The 21,057-nt window shown below is 49.9% G+C and carries 22 protein-coding genes; 2 read left to right on the forward strand and 20 right to left on the reverse strand.

Annotated features, from left to right (window positions below):
* Window positions 1-117: 117 nt before the first annotated feature.
* Both modB and modA read right to left on the reverse strand, forming a co-directional pair.
* Complete coding sequence (gene modB / locus AC4PM4_RS25895) at window positions 118-801, reverse strand: molybdate ABC transporter permease subunit (protein ID WP_170867947.1); 684 nt, start codon at window positions 799-801, stop codon at window positions 118-120.
* On the reverse strand, window positions 798-1,670 hold the full coding sequence (gene modA / locus AC4PM4_RS25900) for a molybdate ABC transporter substrate-binding protein (protein ID WP_090954636.1): 873 nt from the start codon (window positions 1,668-1,670) through the stop codon (window positions 798-800). Before modA ends, modB begins: the two co-directional genes overlap by 4 nt.
* A gap of 262 nt (window positions 1,671-1,932) precedes the next feature.
* On the opposite strand from modA, the gene AC4PM4_RS25905 reads away from it, so the two are divergent.
* On the forward strand, window positions 1,933-2,991 hold the full coding sequence (locus tag AC4PM4_RS25905; protein WP_491614933.1) for a helix-turn-helix transcriptional regulator: 1,059 nt from the start codon (window positions 1,933-1,935) through the stop codon (window positions 2,989-2,991).
* Between the two features lie 137 nt (window positions 2,992-3,128).
* On the opposite strand, the gene folE2 is transcribed toward AC4PM4_RS25905, so the two are convergent.
* From folE2 to AC4PM4_RS25945, 8 genes are read right to left on the reverse strand one after another with little or no spacing between them, the layout of a single operon-like run.
* A complete protein-coding gene (gene folE2 / locus AC4PM4_RS25910) occupies window positions 3,129-4,073 on the reverse strand; it encodes a GTP cyclohydrolase FolE2 (RefSeq protein WP_491614850.1) in 945 nt (314 codons plus the stop codon).
* A 45-nt stretch (window positions 4,074-4,118) separates the two neighbouring features.
* Window positions 4,119-4,451 (reverse strand): DUF3024 domain-containing protein, encoded by a 333-nt coding sequence (locus tag AC4PM4_RS25915; RefSeq protein ID WP_400348800.1) that lies wholly within the window; start codon window positions 4,449-4,451, stop codon window positions 4,119-4,121.
* Between the two features lie 27 nt (window positions 4,452-4,478).
* Window positions 4,479-4,799 carry a hypothetical protein gene (locus tag AC4PM4_RS25920; protein WP_491614851.1) on the reverse strand — a complete coding sequence of 107 codons (321 nt, stop codon included), beginning with the start codon at window positions 4,797-4,799 and terminating at the stop codon, window positions 4,479-4,481.
* A complete protein-coding gene (locus tag AC4PM4_RS25925) occupies window positions 4,792-6,150 on the reverse strand; it encodes a nucleoside recognition domain-containing protein (protein WP_491614852.1) in 1,359 nt (452 codons plus the stop codon). The genes AC4PM4_RS25920 and AC4PM4_RS25925 overlap by 8 nt, the downstream gene beginning before the upstream one ends.
* Window positions 6,144-7,280 (reverse strand): NAD(P)/FAD-dependent oxidoreductase, encoded by a 1,137-nt coding sequence (locus tag AC4PM4_RS25930; protein ID WP_491614853.1) that lies wholly within the window; start codon window positions 7,278-7,280, stop codon window positions 6,144-6,146. The genes AC4PM4_RS25925 and AC4PM4_RS25930 overlap by 7 nt, the downstream gene beginning before the upstream one ends.
* A 5-nt stretch (window positions 7,281-7,285) precedes the next feature.
* On the reverse strand, window positions 7,286-7,555 hold the full coding sequence (gene rpsN, locus AC4PM4_RS25935) for a 30S ribosomal protein S14 (RefSeq protein WP_063566651.1): 270 nt from the start codon (window positions 7,553-7,555) through the stop codon (window positions 7,286-7,288).
* A gap of 30 nt (window positions 7,556-7,585) precedes the next feature.
* Window positions 7,586-8,782, reverse strand: a complete 1,197-nt coding sequence (locus tag AC4PM4_RS25940) for a GTP-binding protein (protein ID WP_488732142.1) — start codon at window positions 8,780-8,782, stop codon at window positions 7,586-7,588.
* A gap of 42 nt (window positions 8,783-8,824) precedes the next feature.
* Window positions 8,825-8,995 carry a hypothetical protein gene (locus tag AC4PM4_RS25945; protein WP_176854759.1) on the reverse strand — a complete coding sequence of 57 codons (171 nt, stop codon included), beginning with the start codon at window positions 8,993-8,995 and terminating at the stop codon, window positions 8,825-8,827.
* On the opposite strand from AC4PM4_RS25945, the gene AC4PM4_RS25950 reads away from it, so the two are divergent.
* Window positions 8,980-9,138, forward strand: coding sequence for a hypothetical protein (locus tag AC4PM4_RS25950; protein WP_491614854.1), 159 nt, complete (start codon window positions 8,980-8,982; stop codon window positions 9,136-9,138). The two genes, AC4PM4_RS25945 and AC4PM4_RS25950, sit on opposite strands and share 16 nt — an antisense overlap.
* Before the next feature lie 180 nt (window positions 9,139-9,318).
* On the opposite strand, the gene AC4PM4_RS25955 is transcribed toward AC4PM4_RS25950, so the two are convergent.
* The 10 genes from AC4PM4_RS25955 to AC4PM4_RS26000 all read right to left on the reverse strand — a co-directional run bounded on the left by AC4PM4_RS25955 (window position 9,319) and on the right by AC4PM4_RS26000 (window position 20,993).
* Window positions 9,319-10,545 carry an amidohydrolase gene (locus AC4PM4_RS25955; RefSeq protein ID WP_491614855.1) on the reverse strand — a complete coding sequence of 409 codons (1,227 nt, stop codon included), beginning with the start codon at window positions 10,543-10,545 and terminating at the stop codon, window positions 9,319-9,321.
* Window positions 10,546-10,641: 96 nt separating this feature from the next.
* Window positions 10,642-11,703, reverse strand: coding sequence for an LLM class flavin-dependent oxidoreductase (locus AC4PM4_RS25960; RefSeq protein ID WP_491614856.1), 1,062 nt, complete (start codon window positions 11,701-11,703; stop codon window positions 10,642-10,644).
* A gap of 70 nt (window positions 11,704-11,773) precedes the next feature.
* Entirely contained in the window at window positions 11,774-12,646 is an 873-nt protein-coding gene (locus tag AC4PM4_RS25965) for a LysR family transcriptional regulator (RefSeq protein ID WP_063566647.1), read from the reverse strand.
* 67 nt (window positions 12,647-12,713) lie between these two features.
* A complete protein-coding gene (gene ssuE / locus AC4PM4_RS25970; protein WP_072735455.1) occupies window positions 12,714-13,262 on the reverse strand; it encodes an NADPH-dependent FMN reductase in 549 nt (182 codons plus the stop codon).
* A 24-nt stretch (window positions 13,263-13,286) separates the two neighbouring features.
* Window positions 13,287-14,204 carry an ABC transporter permease gene (locus tag AC4PM4_RS25975; protein ID WP_491614857.1) on the reverse strand — a complete coding sequence of 306 codons (918 nt, stop codon included), beginning with the start codon at window positions 14,202-14,204 and terminating at the stop codon, window positions 13,287-13,289.
* A 55-nt stretch (window positions 14,205-14,259) separates the two neighbouring features.
* Window positions 14,260-15,192: an ABC transporter permease gene (locus AC4PM4_RS25980; protein ID WP_491614858.1), complete on the reverse strand. Its 933-nt coding sequence runs from the start codon at window positions 15,190-15,192 to the stop codon at window positions 14,260-14,262.
* A 42-nt stretch (window positions 15,193-15,234) separates the two neighbouring features.
* Window positions 15,235-16,878: an ABC transporter substrate-binding protein gene (locus tag AC4PM4_RS25985; RefSeq protein ID WP_079696643.1), complete on the reverse strand. Its 1,644-nt coding sequence runs from the start codon at window positions 16,876-16,878 to the stop codon at window positions 15,235-15,237.
* 202 nt (window positions 16,879-17,080) lie between these two features.
* Entirely contained in the window at window positions 17,081-18,421 is a 1,341-nt protein-coding gene (locus tag AC4PM4_RS25990; protein WP_064635749.1) for an LLM class flavin-dependent oxidoreductase, read from the reverse strand.
* Window positions 18,422-18,729: 308 nt separating this feature from the next.
* Entirely contained in the window at window positions 18,730-19,029 is a 300-nt protein-coding gene (locus tag AC4PM4_RS25995; RefSeq protein WP_491614859.1) for a glutaredoxin family protein, read from the reverse strand.
* Between the two features lie 404 nt (window positions 19,030-19,433).
* Complete coding sequence (locus AC4PM4_RS26000; RefSeq protein WP_488732141.1) at window positions 19,434-20,993, reverse strand: glycosyltransferase family 2 protein; 1,560 nt, start codon at window positions 20,991-20,993, stop codon at window positions 19,434-19,436.
* Window positions 20,994-21,057 lie beyond the last annotated feature (64 nt).

The raw sequence follows: 21,057 nt of genomic DNA on the forward strand, positions 1-21,057 counted from the left end.
GCTACTTAACTTGCAAGGTGTTTTGATCCCTGTCTCACAAAAGGGGTGCAGTCCCAAGATTCCTTGAGCGGGTTTTTGAATGCTAATCCTTATCGCTTTCACTTTATATAGCCCGCATCATGCCTTCCCGTCGCGCGGCTGTCTGGTTAAGAGCAGCATGATAAACGAAATGATAATAATAGAGCCGGTCCACATCCAGGCCATCGTCTGATTGCCCGAATCCACAGCAACATAGATCGCAGTGGGTACGGTTTGCGTTTTGCCCGGAATATTACCTGCGATCATGAGTGTGGCCCCGAATTCCCCCAGTGCACGAGCGAAACCCAGGATGAACGCCGTCATCAACGCTCTCCCTGCAAGCGGAAGTGAGATATAACGAAATACCTGCCATTCATTCGCTCCGATGGAGCGGCCTGCATCTTCCAGATCCTTATCAATCCCGCTAAAGCCGGATTTCATCGTCTGATATACCAATGGGAAAGCCACCACCACCGAGGCAATCACGGCAGCCCACCAGGAGAAAATGACAGGTGCGGAAAAGATGGCTTCAATCCACTGTCCGAGCAGGCTCTTACGCCCCAGTAACACGAGTAAGATGAATCCGACCACGGTCGGCGGAAGCACGAGCGGAAGCATAAATGCCGTTTCTAGAAAAATTTTGCCACGGAACGAGGTACGCGACATCTTCCAGGCCACAGCGATGCCAAACACTGCTGCGATCACACTGGACAGCAACGCAACTTGAAGAGAAAGACGAACCGGTGGCCAGAATACCGCCCAGTCTATTGCGCTCACATTCATTTCGGAATGGAGAACCCGTATTTAGCAAATACATCAAGCACTTCAGGCGTTTGCAAATACGTGTAGAATTGTTCTGCTTCTGTCCGGTGCTTCGTACCTTCAATAATCCCTACTGGATAATTGGCTGGTGTATAGCTGTTCTTGTCCACTTCAAATGCAATTTTCACCTGATCAGAAGTGAGTGCATCCGTTTTGTACACAAACCCCGCATCTGCATTGCCGGTTTCTACATATTGCAGAACCTGTCTGACATCCTTGCCCTGTACAAGCTTACCTTCCAACTGATCCCAAAGTTTGGCATTGGTCAGTGCTTCCTTCGCATAGGTTCCTGCAGGCACACTTTCCGGTATACCAATCGCTACGGTCTTGATAGAATCAGCCGTCAGATCCTTCTCGCTTGTTACGGTATCTGAACGATCCGCTGGAATGATGGCTACCAATGAATTTTGCAGCAAATTCGTCTGATCACCGGATGCAATCAGCTTCTCATCCACGAGCGCGTTCATATTTTTGGTCGCAGCCGATACAAAAACATCTGCTGGCGCGCCTTGTTCAATTTGCTGTTGTAATGCACCGGATGCACCAAAGTTGAAGTTAAGCTCCACATTGGGATTCGCGGCTTCAAAGTTCGTTTCAATTTCCTTCATGGCATCCGTGAGACTGGCTGCGGCTGAGATGGTTAGCTCCACCTTTTCCTGAGGATCTGTTGCCCCAGCCGTTGAACTCTCACCTGATGTCGCTGGTGTTGTACCCGTTTGTTCCATTGCTGTGGATGTATCTTTACTGTCTGTGCTTGCACCACAACCGGCCAATACGAGAGCCATTCCAAGTGACATACTCCCCAACACATATCCAATACTCTTTTTCATCTACTTCTCCCCCGATGTTATGTTTAGTTATAACTAGATATAATTAATTATATTTCATTATACATAAGATCATTGAAATAGGAAGGTAGTCTTTGACGCGTCTGTTGATGGGCAAGCCATCAATAGCTGAATTGTGGTGGGCGAGTTTATCCCCTCTGGCTGTTAATGGTATAGTACAAGAGACCCCAGCGTTTATCTGGGACGATGAGCGTTGATGAACGAAACGTTATATGATCTGTACCTTGAAGGAGGATCTTCACTGATGACGGAGGAGCAATCCTATACCACCGAAGAAATATCCAAGCTACTCAAAATATCCAAACTGACGGTCTACGATCTAATTAAAAAGGGAGACCTCGTCGCTTATCGCGTCGGCAAACAAATGCGTGTTGACGCCACCGATCTGGAGGCTTATAAACAGCGCTCCAAGCAGCTTCAATCGCCAGCGCACCGGGCCGCTGTGGATTCAGTTCCCCCTTCTGAGTCTTATTCCGGGACGGGAAGTGATCCGACCACTCATGTCGTTCATTCCGCTACAAGTACATCACCTCTATCCAGAGGGACATTCGCAGCTTCAAGCTCCATGACGAGCAACCCTTCGACAGCGCATTCGGCCCGTCATCTGGTCATCACGGGACAGGATGTCAGCCTAGATATTCTCATGCGATATATGGAAAAACAAACACGGGATATTCGTCCGCTGCGTTCGTTCATGGGCAGTCTCGACGGCTTGATATCCATGTACCGTGGGGAATCCGATCTGGTCAGTACCCATCTGCTGGATGGAGATACAGGAGAATATAATCTGCCCTACATTCGCAAAATCCTGATTGGCTGGTCATATGTCGTCGTGAATCTGCTAACACGGCCTGCCGGGCTGTATGTGCAACGAGGTAACCCGCGGGGCTTGCAAAACTGGACAGATCTGAAGCAGCCTGAGCTGCGATTGGCTAACCGGGAGAAAGGGTCGGGTGCACGTGTATTACTGGATGAACAATTGCGTCTGCATGGTATCCCTGCTTCCCAGCTGATTGGGTATGACGTGGAAGAAACCAGTCACATGGGTGTAGCTGCCAAGGTCAGTTCCGGTGAAGCCGATGTAGGGATCGGCAGCGAGAAGGCTGCACGACTTGTCGGTCAGGTTGATTTTATTCCACTTGTTCAAGAACGTTACGATCTGGTCATGCTGAAGAAACAAGGGAACGAAGCGTGGATCGAATCAGTACTGCGCATTCTGCAATCACCGGAATTCAGGCAGGAACTGCAATCATTTGAGGGGTATGATGTATCCCGAACGGGTGAAATTTTGTATGAAGTCTAGTGCAATGGCACTTGGATTGCTCATAGGATCGCTAAAAAAAACAGAAGAACCGCCGCTGAAGCTCTGACGGTGGTTCTTCTGTTTTCTCTTCATATTGTAAAGTGATATAAATGAATTCCTTAGCCCTCACACTATCGTTATCTCGACTTGTCATATACGATACGAGCTACGGCATCATGTTGATGAATGGACTCTTCATTTTTGCAGTCTACCTTAAATTTATTTACCCAGTGCTTCTCATACAGATCTGCCGCCACCAGCCGGACGATATCTTCCACAAATCGCGGGTTCTCATATGCACGTTCCGTGACCCGTTTCTCATCAGGTCTTTTGAGTATGGGGTAAAGACAGCTGCTTGCATTGGATTCGGCCACATTCAACAGCCCTTCCTTCCAATAGCCCGGCAGTGCTTCTCCCGGGTTGGCTTGTACCTGGATACGCAATAACCCCCGCTGATTGTGCGCGCTATATTCGCTGATCTCCTTCGAACATGGGCATAACGTCGTGACCTGTATATGTAAACCTGTTCTCAAAACAGGGGATTTTCCAGCTTCCCAGATGACATGAACCGTAGCCAAAGAATGATTTAGTCCAGACAAACCGGTTACGGGGGCGGTTCGTTCGTAGAACCAGGGATAGGTCACTTTCAGCTCTGCCTTCGCCTGATTCATCTGTTCGGCCATCTGCTGCGTCAGCGCAACCAGATCCGGAATCCGGTCACTTAACCCTTCTCCGCGACTGTGCTGAAGCTGCTCCATCAAGCGGCTCATGTTAATGCCTTTCGCTTCGCGATCCAGCGAAGTCGTCAGCCGGAACGTTCCGATGCTGGACAATCGAACGGGATCTTTGGCCGAAATGACATCCAAAGGATACTTCACCTGATCAATACCGACTTGCTGCAGCCCAAATAGAAAATCATTTTTGCTATTCTGCAAATCTTGCATCTCTTCTTTCCGTACAGGCTTATCTCCCTGTATCGGATCAACGGAGCCGAATAACCGCAAGCGCTCGGCTTTATCCGGCATGTTAAAGGAATCATTCACTACTCGGCTAATCCTGTTATTCTGTTGTACCTTTTGCATTACAAACCCTCCCTCCAGCACATATTTGCGTTAAAAACCGTCCATTCAGCGCCAGAACAGACCCGCTTCGTCCCGCTCAACCTGCTCCAGCAGATCTTCAAAATCAGGATAAGGCTCAATAACGTCTACCACATTCCAGCTACTGTGTTCGTCTTTGGCATATACCTTCCAATTATTCTCTTCCCAGTAAAATCGGGCAATATGCAGTTTGTCCCACTGATATCGTTCTTCAGCAGGCCTTTCCTCGGTCAAAATCAGTTCATTGTCATTCATCTCATACGTTAATTTCACCATGGTGCGCAGTGGTGCCGGGACTTTCTCATGGATATAACCGTTCATCACCGATTGAATTCTTCGAATGGTAAACAAGTCCAGCATGGAGATCACACCCTTTCATCAACATCGTTATGCAATCCAGTTCCATAGCCATGCCAGTACAAATGCACTGCCCAGTGATGTTACGAGCTGTTTGCCTGCCAGTTGCATGCCAAAGACTGTTCCCAACTCCTTGCGAATGGTCCACATCGTCACCAAACATGCCGTTAACGTGGAAGCCAGGTACACAAGAATAAACAGCTGCCCGCCGCTCAAGTCTTCAACGAAGGAACCCTGATCCTGATTCAGCACCAACAACCCGTCTTTTCGCAAAATGGAAAACAGAACGCCGCCCGCGGCATCGCCCGGCAGATGAAAGATTGCAAGTGCCGGCGTCAACTCGTCAGACAAGGGCAGACAGTGCCCCTGTCTGCTCCAGCAACGTGGCCACCACACAAATACCGATGAAAATAGGCATCGCCTGTACGAGAAATTGTTTCATGACAGACCGAACACGCCAGCTAATAGAGCGCCATGATGGCTTTTGCAGAAATGTACGGTTGGCATGTAACGGGAGCGTGTCATCCAGCCGATTTCGATTCCACAGACGTGTATGCAGTGCGCCTGCAAGTACCAGTACAAGCATATAAGGAAAGAACAGCCACGGCTTGCCGCCGGAACTGAATATGGATAGAGAAGCTCCAATCTGGTAGCTACATGCAGAACCGAAGGAGATCATTGAAACACAGGCCTTTCGTGTACAGGAGCTGCAGGTACGGCTCTGGAACACAGCCACGACATTGCATCCAAAACCACTGAGGACTGGAATCAGATCTTTGCCGTTCAAGCCGATTTTGCGCATCCACCCATCCAGCGAGTCGGTAATCCGATCTTTCAGTCCACTTTCCTCCGTCACTGCCACACTAACCCCAATCAGGAATACGACCGGAAATGCCCATATAAACGAATACAAGCCCAGACTAATCATGCCGTAATCTCCGAGCATTATCGCCTGCAGCGGGCTCCATAATCCCGCAGTCATGCGATGGAGCGGTTCAAGAATCCAGGCATCTGCGAGCGGTTGTATCCAGCCGGAGAACAGATAGGCCACATACACTGGTGCTGCAAATAATAATATCAATGCAGCCAAAGCCAAAAAACGTCCCCAAACCGTATGCTCAAACATCGTAGTCTGCGGTTCGATCACAGAGGATTCAGGAGGTGATGCGAGCTCAGGATGCCTCTTCATGGATCTGGCGGCAACAATCGCACGGCATATCAGGTCTTGAGCGTTTCCATCCATTTCCCTTGTATTGAGCGGCAGAACGGAAATGCCCAGACCTTTACGGTAATAGTTAACCTGAGCCGATAATCCGGGACCACATTTGTCGGCAAACGTAAGCACCAATACAGCATTTTTGCCTGTGACATCCAGCATACCGAGCAGTAAAGGCAGTTCCTGCACCACATCCGTGCCGCGGATGACCAAGATCACTGTGTCACCAGCTGCGAGCTGATTTAACGTCAGCATGGTCGTGACACTGTCATCCTTCATCCGGATTCCAGGTGTATCGAGTAGTTCAAGCTGGTGCTCAAGCAACTCCGCCCTGCGGACGGTCACCGTGGAGCCCCGCACATTGGATTCCTCGCCTGTATCTCTGCCCGTAAGTCCCCGAAACAGAGCCGATTTGCCCGCGGATTCGAAGCCAACCAGCACCACTTTACGAAGTTCTTCAGGTTGCTCCACAACCGAATTCAGCATGTGCAGTCTTCACCGCAGCAGGACAGATCATCAAGGAACATGCCTTCATTGCGATAGGTTTCCAGCGGAGCCAGATCCAACCCAAGTCTCTCACCCATGGCCTGGGCCACAACCGCAAAGCGCTGTCTGAATTTATAAATGAAGCAAAATTGGAGTTGACCATGCATGACCTGTGGTCCAGTAATGAACAGTCCGGGGGCAATCGTCGATTCATCCGCCGCTCCCAATTGCAGCTGACCTTCCTTGTTGCGCTCGACGAGATTCTCAATCAGGTGCAAACTGCTGCGGAACCCGGTCGCCAGAATAGGAGGCTGACCCGTCTTAAGCAAGCGGGACTCTCCGGAATCGTTCTCGCAATAGAGAACATAACCGCCCGGTTCATCCGGTTCAATCCACTTGACCTCATAACCTTGCATCATGTGTATTCGCATATCCATCATCGCCGCGCGCAGGCGATCCTTCGTATAGGGACTTAGTTCCACACTTGGATCACTGCTGCCCTTGGCGAGTCCTCGTCCGTTTCGGTCGATTACCGTTACGTTTTTCCCTAGTTTACTCAGGTGAATAGCTGCATCCACACCGCTCTCATAGCCACCAACGATGACACATTCTTCTCCTTGAACCGCCGTCCAGCTAGAAAATAAACTGCTGTGCACACCATACTCAGCCCCAGGAAACAAGTCCAGTCTCGGATATTGAAATTCACCTGCTGCCCAGATGACATAGCGTGTCCACAGTTGTCCATTGGATGTCACGACCCTGAAGCCTTTCTCCTCCGGAATAACCTCCGAAACATCTACTCCCGTTTGCACAGGCAATTTCTTGAACTGGCTCACCACCTGCAAATACTTCGCATACTCCAACCCTGTTGGGTGTTCTGTTCCTAGTGTGTACGCTGGAGACGTATTCAAAGCCACGGCGTTCAGATCCATCATGCCATAGGCATTACTTGTGAACGAAGGGGTGATCAGACGCATTTCCTCCGGCCACGCCAGAAAAGTTGCCCCCACCTCACTGCGTTCCAGCACAGTAAAACGAGACATTCCCAGATCCTGCAGGACAGAGGCCATGCCGATCCCCGCTGGCCCCCCTCCAACAATTACACAATCATAATCAAATGGATCATGCATGTGTCTTACCAGCTTGACTTCGTGACGCCCGGAATTTGCCCTTGATGAGCCAGCTCACGGAACACAATCCGCGATACCTTGAACTTGCGCAAATATCCTCTCGGACGGCCTGTCAGTTCACAGCGATTTTTCAATCGGGTTGGGGAAGCATTGCGCGGCAGTTTCTGCAGCGCTTCATAATCCCCTTTTTCTTTCAGTTCCCGGCGCAGCTCCGCATATTTGGCTACGGTTGCTTGACGTTGTTTTTCACGTACCACTTTTGATTTTTTAGCCATGGTTTACAGCTCCTTTTATAAATTTATTTTTTATACGACTTCAACTGGCCAAGGCAGAGGATTGTCGAAATGCCCCCAATCGGCCTGCATTTCTTCATCACTGAGCAGACATTGGTCAAGTTCGTCTTCAATGATGACGCGTTCCATTTCAATCCCGATCATGACCAGCTCGGTCTGACGGTCTCCCCACTGCGCATCCCACTTCTCCAGCACATCTGGCTCCGCACGCAAAATTTCTTCCTTATCAGCTTCCGGCAATGCCGCAACCCAATGTCCGGCAGGGCCAAACTGAATCGACGATCCCGCCTGACTCAGACTTGCAGCAACATCCCCTTTAGCCGCGAGCCAGACCATCCCTTTGGCACGCACCACTTCTTCCGGCCAGTAGCTCATGAATTCAGCCAGACGAGAAGGATGGAATGGTTTTCGACGACGATACACGAAGGAGCCAATACCGTATTCCTCGGTCTCCGGTGTATGGGATTCCTTCTCCAGCTCCTGAATCCACCCGGCGGACATGCTTGCTTTCTCGAAGTCGAAGAGACCTGTACTTAAAATTTCAGACGGGTTGACCTGTCCGTTCACAGTCCGAATGATTTTGGCCTTAGGCTGAAGCTTGCGGATGACACCTTCAAGCTTGTTCAGCTCCACGTCATCGACCAGATCACATTTGTTCAGCAGCAGAACATCACAAGTCTCTATCTGATCAATCAGCAGGTCCACAACATCGCGGGTATCTTCCTCACCTGTGGCCTGGTTCCGATCCAGCAGACTCTGCCCTGAGGCAAAATCATGCCAGAATCGATGGGCATCCACGACGGTTACCAGACAATCCAGCTTCGCCAGACTTGTCAGATCAATACCTGACTCCTCGTCTGCATATGTAAAGGTCTGTGCTACCGGCACAGGTTCACTGATGCCTGTGGATTCAATCAGGATATAATCAAACCTGCCTTCGTTCACCAGCTTCTCAATCTCCTGCATCAGATCATCCCGCAAGGTGCAGCAGATGCAGCCATTGGACAGCTCCACCAGCTTTTCTTCGGTGCGCGACAACGTCGCCTCACCCTTCACCAGAGCGGCATCGATGTTGACCTCACTCATGTCATTAACGATGACGGCGACCTTGAGCCCCTGCCGATTGTGCAGTACGTGATTAAGAACGGTTGTTTTACCTGAACCGAGGTAACCGCTAAGAACAGTTACCGGAACCTGCTTTTGTGTCATGTGTATCTACTCCTTATGGTTGTGGTCCATATACCCCTGACCTTAATAGTAATTATTACGATTAACAACAATGACTATAATCCTGTTGAACCATGTTGTCAAATCATTTTTGTTTTTCTCGCGCGAGGTGGCCGCTTGGGTCACGGATCGTCCTCCGATCGTTGTTGTCTCATATCTGGAATCGGCAGGCAGCATATATGACAAATAGGTCATCGTTAAAAACACCCCCGCTCTCCTTCACGGTCGATACCATATACAGCGGAAGAAAGGTCGTGGTGGCTCCAAATACGTATGAAGCAAACAGCATGACTACACTGCTGATCAGCCGTGGTCTGCTGCGCCCGATGTCAGAATGATCCCGCACTCTTCGTTCATACAATATGGAGAACCACAACTACTAAATTAAAAATACGGAAACAGTAAAAAACGGTCACCTGATTGAGGTCACCGTTTTTTGCGTCATTCGCTATTGTATTAGCATATTAACTTATTAATTAATCATTAAATTAATCACTTATTCACGTAACTGTTATCGGTTACTCGCCGTTTGACTGCAATTTCTGCAGTGAATCTTCAGCCAGCGCTGCCAGAAGATGTGCGCCAAGTGGCAGTGCCCGTTCGTCCACATCGAATGCAGGATGATGCCATTCGTGTGGGCCTGACGTTCCGAGGAAGAGGAACAGTCCCGGAACCTCCTTTTGGTAAAAGGAAAAATCTTCGCCAGCCGGGGAAGGTATCGGCCGGATACTGTTCAATCCAACTTCGCTCGCGACTTGCTCAGCCGCTGCAGCCAATGACGCATCATTGACCACGGCAGGTGGTCCCTGAATCCAGCGCACGGTAGCCCGTGTCCCATAGGCTGCTGCGACACCGGCAACCACCTGATTGAAACGCTCGCGAATCCGGGCACGCACCTTCTCGTCAAAGGTACGCACGGTGCCGTCCAATATGGCTTCTTCGGGAATGACGTTCCAGGCGGTGCCGCTGTTAATTTTGGTCACACTGATCACGGCGCTCTCCTGTGCTCCAACATTACGACTCACGATGGCCTGTAATGCAGTCACAATATGAGAGGCCACCACAATCGGGTCAATGCCCGCTTCCGGAACTGCCGCATGGGTTCCGACACCCTCCACTTTAACCACAAAACCATCTGCCGCTGCAAGCAGCGCTCCTTCACGGATACCTACCGTACCGACCTGCAGATCCGGTTTGTTATGCAACCCAAAAATAGACTGAACTTCGGATAGCGCTCCGCTCTGAATAACCTGCCGTGCCCCCGTCGCCTTCTCCTCCGAAGGCTGGAAAATCAAACGAACCTTGCCCGGCAGCCGGGACTCTCGCTGTTTCAACAATCGTGCAGCACCGATCAGAATGGCGGTGTGTGCATCATGACCGCAGGCGTGCATCCGGCCAGCGATTTGCGAGGCATACTCCAGCTTCGTTTCTTCCTGGATCGGCAGGGCATCAATATCTGCGCGTAAGGCCACTACCGGGCCATTACCCTGCCCAATTTCAGCGATAAGGCCCGTTCGCAGTGAATATTCATCTGCGATCCGTACCCCTTCCTCCACCAACCAGCCTCGAATAGCTTCTGTCGTTTCCCGTTCCTCTCCGGATAGCTCGGGGTTACGATGCAAATGTCGCCGAATCGCGGTTAAGTGCTCTGCAAATCCTTCATCCTGCCCAACGTAAAATTCATGCTTGCGGCTCTGTTCTTCTTGCTCTGCCTGTTGCTCAGGCTGTTTCAGATCACTGCTCACGACATTGCCTCCTTTTATCATCGTATGTGCCATGTAAGATGGGTTAATATAATACACGGGTCACTTCAACAGGTATGCTCTATACCATGTATATGCCTAACCGATCACCGCTTGCGCAGGTGTCGACTCATGCGCAAATTCGCCCAGTCCCTGCTCATCCAGCGCCTCACGCAATAATTCAAATGAACGAATACGCTTGGCAAAATCACGTGTGGCTGTGGTAACAATCAGTTCATCCACGGCAAAATCCTGCTGGAACTTCGCCAGAGTCGGACCAACCGTTTCCTTCGTACCTCTCGTCACACTTGGCTCCAGAATCTCGATCCGATACTTCTCGTTCGATTGCCGTCCGAATTCTTCCGCCTGCTCCACGGAACCAACCGTCAATACCTTGCCATTCTCCAGATGGATCTTGACCAGCATGTGTTCACTTGCCAGTCCTTCCGCTTCTTCCGCACTTTCCGCCACAATCAATGATATAGCGAGGATGGCATATGGCTCCCGTCCATGTGAGCGGTCGAATTGTTCCCTATAAGTTCGCAGAGCCTCCAGAGCAACCTCCGTATTGCTATTAATAAACAATGAAAATACATAAGGCAGTCCCAATTCTGCCGCCATGCCTGCGCTATCGATACTTGCTCCAAGCACGTATAGCTCGGCCGGGATTTCGGATACCGGCGCAGCGCTCAAGCCGGCCAAAGGATGTGTTTCGTCTTCATACGGTTCATTATGAATGAACTGCTTCACCTGATTGATTTTCTCTTTCAGTGAAGCGGCCTCCTGAATCCCTTGCTGTAGTGCCTGCGTGGAGCGGGGCAATCCTCCCGGTGCACGTCCAATACCCAGATCAATTCTCCCCGGACCAAGCGCAGAAAGCACATTGAAGTTCTCGGCCACTTTGTAAGGACTATAATGTTGCAGCATCACCCCGCCAGAACCGAGACGAATCCGCTCTGTATGCGCCAGCAAGTGAGAAATGAGCACTTCCGGTGAGGAGCCGGCAACATGACCTGAATCATGATGTTCCGATACCCAGAAACGATGAAATCCAAGCTGTTCAGCCCGCTGTACCAATTCAATCGTATGCCGAAAAGCATCAATCGGCGTCTCCCCCTCAAAGATCGGGGTTTGATCTAATATGCCAACACGAATACCCATCATATTCTCCTCCTTCGATCATGCCGAACCTGACTTTTTAAAATCCGTTCTTACTTCCGTTAATAAGTCTCTATAGCTGCCGCAGCAGTTCCCCGAAAGGCTCTGCAAAAGGCGAATGTTCTTCTTTTAACGTAACGACGCTGATCTGCAATGATACACCTGCAACCTCATGTACCTGAATAGGAAACAGCTCCTGATCCTGCACTTCCTTTTGCACTGTCAGACCTGGGAGAAACGCAATACCTGCTCCTTGCTTCACCAGCTTCTTCGCCGTTTCCGAATTATCAACGTGATATGTAATATCCGGCGGGTGCTCCAGCGAGTCAAAGGCCCGGTGAATGCGCAGCCAGTCCAATGAACCACATTCAAAAAAGACCAGCTGCTCATTCCTGATCGCCTCCATGCTGACATGCCCGCGTTCAATAAATGGATGGCCTTTGTACACGTATAACTGGATTGGATCTTCATAAAAAGCAACCGTACGGATCGCAGGATGCATGACCTTCCGCACAAAAGCAAGATCGATTTCCTGACCCAGCAGCTTGGCGACGAGTTGGTCCGTCGTCGCTGTAGTCAGTTTGATGTTCACCTCAGGGTAAGCTTCCTTGATTTTGGGCAGAAAGTCGGGAATGACATAGTTAGATACGGATACCGTACTGCCGAGTCGAAGTGCATCGGGCGTCGTACGGCGTTGCTGTATTTTCTGTCTGCCCTTCTGAATCACTTGCAGCACCTGCTGGGCGTAGGGAAGGAACTTTCTCCCCTCTTCCGTGAGCACAATCTGTTTGCCAAGACGGTCAAACAATTTGCAGCCGAGTTCACGTTCAAGGGACTGAATACGAGCGGTGACAGAAGGTTGGGACAAAAAGAGTACCTCGGCAGCCTTATTGAAGCTTCCGTAATGATTGATGTATACAAATGCTTCAATGTTCTCAATATTCATAAGCGCCCCCCGAATCCACGTCCGCAGACGTTATCTATATCTATTTATCCAATGAATTTACTTGGTTTTATGATATCGTAATACCATTCTTTTCCAGAGTCAATATCAATTCTTCCAGGGAACGATTCAATCTTGTAGTAATGTCCGCCGAAAGCACATATTTTCCGTCATCAAGTCGATCAATTCCCTGATCAACTGCATATACTCCGCCGAGAATATGTCTTCCGCCAAGTGCTGCCAGAACAGGCTTCAATGCATAATCGATGGCGAGCAGATGGGCAATCGAGCCGCCGATGACTAATGGAAGAGCCAGCTTGCCTCGCAGTCCTTCCTGTGGAATCAGATCCAGGAACAGCTTCAGCACGCCAGAGTACGATGCTTTGTATACCGGTGTTGCCACGATGACTGCATCCGCGGCTTCAACAACAGCGAGCGCATCCCGAATGAATGAGCTATCGAACTTGGCCTGCACCAGATCTTCCGCTGGCAGGTCGGCTACATGAATCACCTCAACGGTAATGCCTGCCTCTCTTAATTTATTGCTGCTGTAATCCGTAAGGCCTGTCAGACGCGAACGTTTGGAAGGCGATCCGGCAATAATAACGACATGTGACATCATGATTCCTCCTTGGAATAGCGGTCAAGCCGCTCCATTTACTTTGGGGTCCAGCCGATCGCGGATATCGTCTCCAATCAGATTAACCGCCAGTACAAACATGGTAATTGCCAGTCCCGGGAAGGTACAGATCCACCAGGCAACCGTCAGATAACCTCTCCCTTGAGAGAGCAACGCTCCCCAGTCGGGAATTTCCTTCAACACGCCAAGTCCGAGAAAGCTGAGCCCGGAGCCAGTCAGAATGGAGGTACCCACGCCCAGCGTCGCCATAACCAGCAAAGGTGACAACGAATGAGGCAGTACATGCTTCCAGAAAATACGGGCATTGGAGCCCCCAAGTGAACGTGTAGCTGTAATAAAAGGCAAACCTTTAACGGACATGACCTGCCCACGCATTACCCGTGCATACCCCGGAATGGAGGATACCGCAACAGCCAGTGCAATGTTAAGCAGTCCAGGCCCCAACGCTGCCGCGACGGATAATGCCAGTAACACACCTGGAACAGCCATCAGAATATCGACGGCTCGCATGGTGATTGTATCCAAACCCCCTCCGGCATAGCCGGCAATAATGCCAAGGGCACTGCCCACAAGACCACCCACCAGTACCGAGGCAAATCCAATCAGCAGTGAATCCCTGCTGCCATGCACAACCACACTGAAGATATCCCTGCCAAAATAATCGGTCCCAAACAGGTGCGCAGCAGAGGGAGCCTGCAGGATGGCATCCGTCATCATCTGAGTTGGATCATAAGGAGCAATCCATCCCGGCACGATTGCACAAGTGACGGTAAACACCACGACCAGCAAAGCTGCATAAAAGAATAAACGGGATACCGCGAATGAGACGCGGTGACGCAGGGGACGGCGACTCCAGAGGCGTAAACGCCCTGTTCTGGCCGTCCAACCTTTTTCGTCACCCACCAATGGTTTCATGCTCATAAGACTCCTCCTTCCTCACTACACGTTCAGATGTTTCAGACTGTTCCATCCGTCCTCACGTTCGGACTGCACGCCTAACTCTGGGATCAATGTACGCATAAGAGATATCCACCAGTAAATTCAACACGACATAGATAATTGCTGTGAAAAAGACTACGCCCTGCACAACAGGCAGGTCTTTGGCCATCAACGCATCCGCGATGATTCTGCCTATGCCCTGTCTGGAGAAGACCGTCTCCACCACGACGGTTCCTGCAAGCAAATCACCAATCAACATGCCGATGACCGTCACCGCAGGAATCAGTGCATTACGCAGTGCATGACCGTACATGATGGTCCGCTGTGAAAGACCTTTTGCTCGTAATGCCACGATAAACGGCTCGTTCACCACTTCCAGCATGCTGTTACGCACCATACGTACGATGAAACCCGCACCGACGAGGCCTAGTGTTGCAGCAGGAAGCACCAATGAACTGAATCCGTCTGAGCCCATCGCCGGGAACCAGCCAAGCTGAACCGAGAACAACAGGATCAACAGAATGCCGGTCCAGAAGGTGGGCATGGAGATGCCAAACAATCCAACGAGCCGGGCGATGAAATCAATCACGCCATTACGATGAATGGCAGACAATACGCCGAGCGTAATACCAATGGTTATCGCTATGATTGAGCTGAGCGCGGTCAGCGCCAGTGTGGCAGGGAAATGTTCCAATATTTTGGGCAGCACCGGGTCGGAATTGATCATTGATTTGCCGAAATCGCCGCGCAGCATGTCTCCGAAATAGTTGGCAAACTGGATGTAAAACGGCTGATCCAGTCCCAGCTGAACCCGCAGGTTCTGAATCATCTCGGGTGTTGCCGATGACGGGTCCAGCATAAGCAGGACCGGATCACCCGGCAGCAGATACATGATGCAGTACACCAACACCGAAGCTCCCAAAATAACCAGAAGCGATGTAGTAAGTCTTGTCAGTATCGTTTGAACCATACCGGGTCGTCTCCTTCCTGTCTGCATAATTGACGTTTCGTATTATGGCTGAATCCGAACATCGTTGAACAACGGATAACCGAGTGAATCAAACTTGATGCCCTGCACCGACTTGGATGCAGCCACCGTATAAGGGAACACATAGATTGGCAAAATTACAGCCTGCTCGATCAGATATTGTTGAATCTGATTATAGATATCCACGCGTTTATCCGGATCAGTCTCCACCGCTCCCTGTTCCAGCAGTTTATCGATCTTCGGATCAGATAAACCGGATAAAGTCGGACGTTCACCTTCTGCACTCGTATGATAGAAGGCATAGAGCGCATTCGGATCAGAATTGACCTGGCTGTTGCCATAGAGATCATAATCCCAGTTCTGATAAATGACCGTAGCAACGTCCTTCGTAATTTCAACCTCAACAGCTATACCCACCTGCTTGAGTTGCTGCTGAATAATCGCTGCAATGTCGTTACGCTTCTCCCGGTTCGGCGAACCGTCCACATAATGCAGGGTCAGCTTCTTACCATCTTTTTCACGAATGCCATCTGCTCCCTTGACCCAACCTTGCTCATCAAGCAGCTGATTGGCCTTGTTGATATCCGGATTGATACTTCCTTCCAGAGAAGTATCATAACCGAGGATTCCCGGAGACAGTGCAGACCACGCGCGTTCGTAGTTGCCCAGATACAGTGTCTTCACGATGGACTCCACATCAACTGCAGATTGCACCGCCTGTCTGACTTTCACATCATCCCAAGGCGCTTTGCGCAGATTGAAGAAGAGGGTATACGGCAAGCCAACGGTATTGGCTTGAAGCAATTGCTGGTTCGGATCGTTCTTCAGGGCAGCAATATTTTGCGGCGGAACAGTCTCCGCTGCGAGTACTTGCTTACTCTGAACACTGCCGATACGCGTTGCTTCTTCCGGTACAATTTTGAACGTAATCGTATCAATATGCGGGGCACCTTCGTTTTCAACGGTTGCGGGAGCCCAGCTGTAATCCTTGTTTTTGGCGACAACGATATCCGCATTTTCATCCCATTTCACGAAGGTATACGGACCAGTCCCCACCGGATTTTTACCCAGTTGATCCCCATATTTCTTGGCGGCTGTAGGTGATACGATTCCTAGCAAGGCCTGACTCAAGTTACCGAGAAAAGCTTGCGAAGGTTGTTCCAGATTCACCTTAATGGTGTATTCATCAATGACCTCCGAGGAGCTATAAGGTCTAATCAAGGCAAGGGAATTGGCGGCTTTGGTGGCCGGATCGATTACCCGATCCAGATTGAACTTCACGGCTTCCGCGTTAAATGGTGTGCCATCATGGAACTTCACATCTTCACGCAGTTTAAAAGTATAACTTTTGCCATCCTCCGATACACTCCACTCCTTGGCTAGCCAAGGTTTAATGGAACCATCCGGCAGCTGTACCACCAGATTGTCATAGATCGTTCGGATCGCGCGTACGGTTACGGCAAGGCCACTTCGATGCGGGTCCAGCGTATCCGGCGATGTGGCGAGTGCGTAGGTCAGGTTCCCACCTTCTGCTTGCCCAGCCGCCTGCTCCCCACCGGAAGCCTGAACTGCACTGTTCGAGTTACCTGCCGCTCCGCAACCGGATAATACCAGTACCAATACTGCCGCCAATGCCATATATTTCATCCATGAGATAGACCTGTTCATATAGCTTCCCCCTCTGTGTATACAGGTGTCATTGATTCATTGAATTAATGATTTAATGAATTATAGATTTTTTATCAACATAACCTATCCGTTAACTTGGTTTTAGGTCATCATTCGGCACCTTCCGCATATGCAATCCGAATATTTCATCCGGATACCTCATTCCTAGACTACTGCCGAATTTCAGCTATCTAATTGTTTCTCAAGCCTCGGTTCCAACTTGCTCCCGGGCAGCCGTGTAACGATTCACCGGAATTTGCACACCGAGATTGCCACGCAATGTGTCATGCTCATATTCGGTGCGATAGATGCCACGCTCTTGCAGAATCGGAACAACCAGTTCCACAAAATCGGCCAATCCACTTGGCAGTTCGGAATGAATAATGAATCCATCCGCCGCTTCGGCTTCGAACCATTCCTGGATCTTGTCAGCCACCTGCTCCGGTGTACCAAGGAATTTGCTCTTCGGTGTTGCTGCCCGCAGGGCTACTTCACGCAGCGTCAATCCTTGCTCTTTGGCATCCCGCTTGATTTTGTCCGTACCACTACGGAAGCTGTTGCTACCGATGCCATTCAATTCAGGGAATGGTTCATCCAGCGGATACTGGGAGAAGTCATGATGCTCGAAGAAACGTCCCAGGTAATCCAGCGCTTTATCGATAGTGACCAGGCTGGCAATCTCCTGATATTTCTGTTCTGCTTCTTCTTCTGTCCGTCCGATAATTGGATTGATCCCTGGCAAAATGACGATATCCTGTGTGGAACGTCCATAGGTTGTTGCGCGGGTTTTGACATCTTTGTAGAAGGCCTGTGCATCCTCAATTGAATCATGTCCTGTGAAAACAGCATCCGCTTCTTTGGCAGCAAGGGTCTTGCCATCTTCTGAAGAACCTGCCTGGAAAATAACCGGCTGCCCCTGCTTTGAACGTGCAATGTTAAGTGGACCCTGTACGGAGAAGAACTCTCCTTCATGATTGAGTGTGTGCAGCTTGGATGGATCGAAGAAAACGCCGCTTTCTTTGTCTCTTACAAAAGCATCGTCTTCCCACGAATCCCATAAGCCCTTGGTCACCTGCAAATATTCCGTTGCAATCCGGTAACGTTCCGGGTGGGTAGGATGGTTGCTTTTACTGTAGTTTTTGGCTGAGCCTTCAAGCGGGGATGTAACCACGTTCCAACCAGCGCGGCCATTACTGATCAGATCAAGGGAACCGAACTGTCTGGCAACTGTGAATGGATCACTATAGGAGGTGGAAAGTGTTCCAACCAGACCGATTCGTGACGTAATGGCGGCCAGGGCGGACAACAAACTGATTGGCTCAAATCGATTCAAGAAGTGAGGTATGGATTTCTCGGTAATATAAAGACCGTCAGCGATAAAAACGAGATCGAATTTGCCTTCTTCTGCCTTCAACGTTTGGCGTTTGTAAAATTCAAAATTCACACTGGCATCCGATTGAATCTCCGGGTGTCTCCAAGTCGTCATGCTACCTCCGACACCGTGGACAATCGCTCCAAATTTCAAACTGCGCTGAGCCGTCATATTACATTCCGCCTTCCTTGGATTAGGATATATCAAGAAATTTCTAAAGTCCGATCTGATATGGATTACGAATGAAGAAAATTCAAAAGTTAACTATTCCTATGAGTTTGGTCAGCTTTAATTTCACAAATCTTATCACTGCCCCGCACATCGGTCAACAGCGTTGCTTATAGAACTTTTCTATATAAGGATTGGATATCTGAATAAGAGGATGGATTAGAGCTTATAAAAGTCCCCGACTGCTGCACACTGATATGTCAGCCTTTAGCAGCCGGAAACTGCTTTATCAAGAAATCCGCCACGTCCGGTCAGACTGCTGCTTCATCAGGCTGGGCGAGAAGTTCCGCCAGTTTCTCCAGATCGGGCTCCAGCAATGCTTCATACTTGCCGTCTCCACCCACCTCAATGACAGGTACATGTCGAATGCCATATTTGGCTTCAAGCACGTCCCTCAGCACATCGTTCCCTTGCACTTCGATGTTCTCAAAAGGCTGGTTGCGGGCCGTTAGGAATGCCTTAACCTCTCCGCAGAAATGACAGCCTGTTTTGCTCCAGAGCACTACTTTTTTCGATGTAGAAGACATCGGCATACCTCCTGATTGATTCATTGTCAGATCAGGATGGATTACCACCCAGACCATTAATTCCTATCTGTTAAATAAGAATTATGGCTATAAATGTACTCCTCACCTCTTCAAGCGTCAATGGATCTTCCAATAGAATAAACCTATAAGAGGATAGAAAGATTAAATTTTAAATTTGAAAAGAGCTCTGCAAGAGCTCCCATTATCCCTTGAACGCATCCCTAACCATGTTGAAAATGTTCGGATGACGCTCTTGGAGTTTATACCAAATGCTCGTGGAAAAGTAATTTGCTAATCTCTCTATCGTTTCATTTCGTGATTCGTGATATATGTATAGTTCGGATGCGGACAGATGTATAGCGATACGCTTTACATCACATTCCGCATCATGCTGTCGTGCCGATATACAAGGCAGCCGAACCCGGTCATTACAAATCTTCGTTCAAGAGCTGGGGAGGAGCTATAATGGGCCAGCCTTCTTCGATCGTACGCAATTGGTTCGCAGATACATGAACGATATGCCCGAATTGCACTCCCCACCGTTCCGCAGCATAAGGGGTTGCAAACCTCCTGCGTTTATTGCCACTAATCTGGTACCATGTATCCCTTTCATTCGTCGCGGCAACAATCATGCCTTCCTCCAGCGCATCCCGGTTGCTCTGAACGGGTTGAGCATGAACATGACTTCTTTCCAGGGGCCAGCCCTGTACCTCACCCGCAGATACCAGCGGCTCACCTGCGGGTACGCCGAGCAGATCCGGTTTTGCAACCAAAACAGGAGAAATGCCGCGTGGAACCGGGATATTCAGCTTACGTCGCTGTCCACGCATTAGTCGATAAACATCGCCCTTGATATCAGAGATGAAACAACCCTCCGGGTAAAAGTCCGTACTGCGTCTCAGCTTATGAGTTACATCGCTGCTGCCCTTAGTGGAAATGCGCTGTCGCAGGTCAGGGGTGTCTGTCTTGCCCAGGGGTGTCTTGTTCTCCTGCTGACTGGTCGACACCTTGGCACGCAACGAGAGCCGGGAAGTATCGGCAACCAACGCATGGGGATCTCCCCATTTTTGAGTATAAAACTGTTCATTATCCTTATTTACGACTTCATAATCCTGTTCTCCCAGCGCCTTCATGCTTACACTTCCGTAGTGATGTATGAAGGCATCTCCGGCTACCCCCAGCCTGTATCCCGCCAGCTTCGCCCGAATGATCCAGTCGTCATCTTCAAAATTGCCCACGGCGTAACCTTCATCAAGATAACCTACCCGCTCCAGCAATTCCCGTGAGAACAGCCAGCAAAATCCGACCAGCCTGTCGGTCTCCCGATGTTTCGTGGCATCCGGGCGATTATGTCGGGCAGCAAAAGACCACATGTCCTCCACATCACTGTACGGGACTTCAATCTGCTGATCTCCGCCGATGTAATTTGTAACCGGACCCACAACTCCCATCTCGGGATGACTGTCAAGACAGGTCATCATGTTTTCCAACCAGCCCGGGGTGACCAGTGTATCGTTGTTTAGCACGACGATATGTCGCCCCCTAGCCATCATCAGTCCATGATTGACACCGCCGGCAAAACCACGATTCTTATCCAGCGCAGCGACCCTTACCATGCCACCTTTGCGAAGCATGGCTTCCGCCGTGCCATCCTTGGATGCGTTATCCACAACAATAATTTCAAAGGGGGCCGGTGTATGCTTTTCAATACTGGACACACATTGCAGGACATATTCGCGCTGGTTATACGTCGGAATAATAATGCTAACGCCTTCGAATACCAGCCCGAATGAGCTTTCCCCCTGTCGCACGCCCTCATCGTAGCCTCTATGGTAGCCCTGCTTATACAGTTTTGCGTTCTTGGCTGCCCGTTTACCTGAGCCTTGGCGTCTAATCTTCCCTCCACTCCGGCTTCGAGCTGCATGCAAAACAACGGTTTCAGATGACGATGCTTTCCGCTGTTTTGAACGTCTGCCTGATGTGCTCATGTTGCTTCCTCCATTTCCCCTCGTCTGGATACACATTACGATGAACGTTGCACCAGACCGTCCA

This window comes from Paenibacillus sp. MDV22-iso6, from assembly GCF_058408365.1.